Genomic DNA, 3,940 nt, shown 5'->3' on the forward strand with positions numbered 1-3,940 from the left:
CGGCACGCCGGCGCCCGCGCCGCCCCCACCCGGCACACCGCCGCCGTCGCCCACGCCGGCACCCCCCACCGTCACGGCGCTGCCTCCCCCGCCACCGGAGCCGGGGATAACCTGCCGGGAAGTGGCATGACGACGCAGCCGCAATCCCCCGTCGCCGTCGTGCCGCCGCTGCCCAACCGGCGCAACGCCGAACTGTTCCTGCTCGGGTTCGCCGCGCTGATCACCACCCTCGCGCTGCTGCTGGTCGAGGCCAACCAGGAGCAGAGCCTGCGCTGGGAACTGGTGCAGTACACCGTCGCCTATCTCGCATTGTTCACCGCCGCGCACCTGGCGGTGCGGCGGTTCGCGCCGTACGCCGATCCCCTTTTGCTTCCGGTGGTCGCGTTGCTGAACGGGTTGGGGCTGGTGATGATTCACCGACTCGACCTCGGCAAGGGCGAGCTCGTCCAGAACGGGTTGGGCGGTACCGCCAACCAGCAGATGCTGTGGACCCTGGTGGGGGTGCTGGGCTTCTCGCTCGTCGTGGTGTTTCTGCGGGACCACCGTCTGCTGGCCAAGTACGGCTACATCTGCGGGGTGACCGGGCTGATCCTGCTGGCGATCCCGGCCGTGCTGCCCCGCTCGATATCCGAGCAGAACGGCGCGAAGATCTGGATCGAGCTGCCGGGCTTCTCGATTCAGCCGGCCGAGTTCTCCAAGATCCTGCTCCTGGTGTTCTTCGCGGCGGTGCTGGTCAACAAACGCAGCGTGTTCACCAGTGCGGGCAAGCATTTCCTCGGCATGGACCTGCCCCGGCCCCGTGACCTCGCCCCGCTGCTGGCCGCGTGGATCGCCTCGGTCGGTGTGATGATCTTCGAAAAGGACCTCGGCACTTCGCTTTTGCTGTACGCGTCGTTTCTGGTGCTGGTCTACGTGGCCACCGACCGGTTCAGTTGGCTGGTCATCGGGCTGGCGCTGTTCGCCGCGGGAAGCGTTGCGGCGTATTACCTTTTCGACCACGTCCGGGTGCGCGTGCAGAACTGGCTGGATCCGTTCGCCGATCCCGAGGGCGCCGGCTACCAGATGGTGCAGTCGATGTTCAGCTTCGCCACCGGCGGGATCTTCGGCACCGGCCTCGGTAACGGACAGCCGGGCACCGTGCCCGCCGCCTCGACCGACTTCATCATCGCGGCCGTCGGCGAAGAGCTGGGTCTGGTCGGGCTGGCCGCGGTGTTGATGCTGTACACGATCGTCATCATCCGCGGGCTGCGCACCGCGATCGCCGTGCGCGACAGCTTCGGCAAGCTGCTGGCCGCCGGGCTGGCCTCCACGCTGGCGATCCAGTTGTTCATCGTGGTCGGCGGTGTCACCAAGCTGATCCCGCTGACCGGCCTGACCACGCCGTGGCTGTCCTACGGCGGCTCGTCGCTGGTCGCCAACTACTTGCTGTTGGCCATCCTGGTGCGGATCAGCCATTCCGCGCGCCGCCCGATCGTGTCCGGCCCGCAGGGCGCGACGCCGATCGCCGCGGCCAGCACCGAGGTGATCGAGAAAGTATGAACACCTCGCTGCGCCGCATCGCTGTCGCCGTCATGGCGCTGGTGGTGTTGCTGCTGGCCAATGCGACGGTCACCCAGGTGTTCACGGCCGAGGGGCTGCGTTCGGATCCGCGCAACCAGCGGGTGCTGCTCGACGAGTACTCCCGCCAGCGCGGACAGATCGCGGCAGGCGGCCAACTGCTCGCCTACTCGGTGTCGACCAACGGCCGGTTCCGGTTCCTTCGGGTCTATCCCGAGCCGCTCGTGTACGCGCCCGTCACCGGGTTCTACTCGCTGCGGTATTCCAGTACCGGCCTCGAGCGCGCCGAGGACCAGATCCTCAACGGTTCCGATCAGCGGCTGTTCGCCCGTCGGCTGGCCGACTTCTTCACCGGCCGTGACCCGCGCGGCGGCAACGTCGACACCACCATCAACCCGAGGGTGCAGCAAGCCGCTTGGGACGCAATGGAAGACGGCTGCGACGGCGGGTGCCGGGGTTCGGTCGTGGCGGTCGAGCCGTCGACCGGCAGGATCCTCGCGATGGTCTCGTCGCCGTCCTACGACCCCAACCTGCTGGCCACCCACGACATGGACAAACAGGCCGCGGCCTGGCAGCGGCTGCGTGACGATCCCGCGTCCCCGCTGCTCAACCGCGCCATCTCCGAGACCTACCCGCCGGGATCGACGTTCAAGGTCATCACCACCGCGGCCGCGCTGTCACACGGGGCGAACAAGGACACCCGGCTCACCGCCCAGCCCGAGATCCCGCTGCCGGACAGCACCGCCACCCTGGAGAACTTCGGCGGCGCGGCGTGCGGCGGCGATCCGACCGTTCCCCTGCGCGAGGCGTTCGCGAAATCGTGCAACACCGCGTTCGTCGAACTCGGCATCGACACCGGAGCCGACGCGCTGCGCTCCACCGCGCGCGGGTTCGGCATCGGCGTCCCTCCCCCGATGATCCCGCTGCAGGTCGCCGAATCGACGATCGGCCCGATCGTCGACGCCGCCGCGCTGGGCATGTCGAGCATCGGTCAGAAAGACGTCGCGCTCACTCCCCTGCAGAACGCGATGGTGGCCGCCACCATCGCCAACAACGGGGTTCCGATGCGGCCGTATCTGGTCGATAGCCTGAAGGGACCCGACCTGTCCAACATCAGCACGACGGCTCCAACCGAAGAGCGGCGGGCGGTGTCAGAGCAGGTCGCCGATACACTTACGGATTTGATGGTCGCCGCCGAGCAGGTGACGCAGCAGAAGGGAGCCATCGCCGGCGTGCAGATCGCATCCAAGACCGGCACAGCGGAGCACGGTACCGATCCGCGCAACACCCCGCCGCATGCCTGGTACATCGCCTTCGCCCCTGCTCAGGCTCCCAAGGTGGCGGTTGCGGTGCTTGTCGAGAACGGCGGCAACCGGTTGTCGGCCACCGGCGGTGAGCTCGCCGCCCCGATCGGGCGCGCCACCATCGCCGCGGCGCTGCGGGAGGGCTCATGAGCCCGCGAGCCGGAGGCGAGAAATGAGCCCGCGGGTGGGAGTGACGCTGTCGGGGCGCTACCGGCTGCAGCGGCTCATCGCCACCGGCGGGATGGGCCAGGTGTGGGAGGGCGTCGACTCCCGGCTGGGCCGTCGCGTCGCGATCAAGGTGCTCAAGGCCGAGTACTCCACCGACGCCGAGTTCGTCGAACGCTTCCGCGCCGAGGCCCGCACCGTCGCGATGCTCAACCACCCGGGCATCGCGGGCGTGTACGACTACGGCGAGACCGAGATGGACGGCGAGGGTCGCACCGCGTATCTGGTGATGGAGCTGGTCAACGGCGAACCGTTGAACTCCGTGCTCAAGCGCACCGGGCGGCTGTCGCTGCGGCATGCGCTGGACATGCTCGAGCAGACCGGCCGCGCGCTGCAGGTCGCCCACACCGCGGGCCTGGTGCACCGCGACGTCAAGCCGGGCAACATCCTGATCACCCCGACCGGCCAGGTGAAGCTCACCGACTTCGGCATCGCCAAGGCCGTCGACGCCGCGCCCGTCACGCAGACCGGCATGGTGATGGGCACCGCGCAGTACATCGCGCCCGAGCAGGCGCTGGGTCATGACGCCACCGCGGCCAGCGACGTGTACTCGTTGGGCGTCGTCGGCTACGAGTCCCTGTCGGGCAAGCGGCCGTTCACCGGTGACGGCGCGCTGACCGTGGCGATGAAGCACATCAAGGAGACGCCGCCGCCGCTGCCCGCCGATCTGCCGCCCAACGTGCGCGAGCTGATCGAGATCACGCTGGTCAAGAACCCGGGCATGCGGTACCGGTCCGGGGGTGCGTTCGCCGACGCCGTCGCGGCCGTGCGGTCGGGCCGGCGCCCGCCGAGGCCCAACCAGGCGCCGTCGATCGGCCGGGCCGCACCTGCCGCGGTGCCGTCGGCCGCGCAGG

3 protein-coding genes are annotated in these 3,940 nt (G+C 69.3%); all 3 read left to right on the top strand.

Annotated elements, in window-relative coordinates:
* The first annotated feature begins 126 nt into the window (after nucleotides 1–126).
* Nucleotides 127–1,539, top strand: coding sequence for a peptidoglycan glycosyltransferase RodA (locus tag MELE44368_RS22770; protein ID WP_128110566.1), 1,413 nt, complete (start codon nucleotides 127–129; stop codon nucleotides 1,537–1,539).
* Complete coding sequence (gene pbpA, locus MELE44368_RS22775) at nucleotides 1,536–3,011, top strand: D,D-transpeptidase PbpA (RefSeq protein WP_128110567.1); 1,476 nt, start codon at nucleotides 1,536–1,538, stop codon at nucleotides 3,009–3,011. Before MELE44368_RS22770 ends, pbpA begins: the two co-directional genes overlap by 4 nt.
* Before the next feature lie 22 nt (nucleotides 3,012–3,033).
* On the top strand, nucleotides 3,034–3,940 hold a 907-nt coding region (locus MELE44368_RS22780; RefSeq protein ID WP_164890205.1), incomplete at its 3' end, for a serine/threonine-protein kinase.

Origin of the sequence: Mycolicibacterium elephantis DSM 44368 (assembly GCF_004014805.1) — a bacterium.
Taxonomy (GTDB): Bacteria; Actinomycetota; Actinomycetes; order Mycobacteriales; family Mycobacteriaceae; genus Mycobacterium; species Mycobacterium elephantis.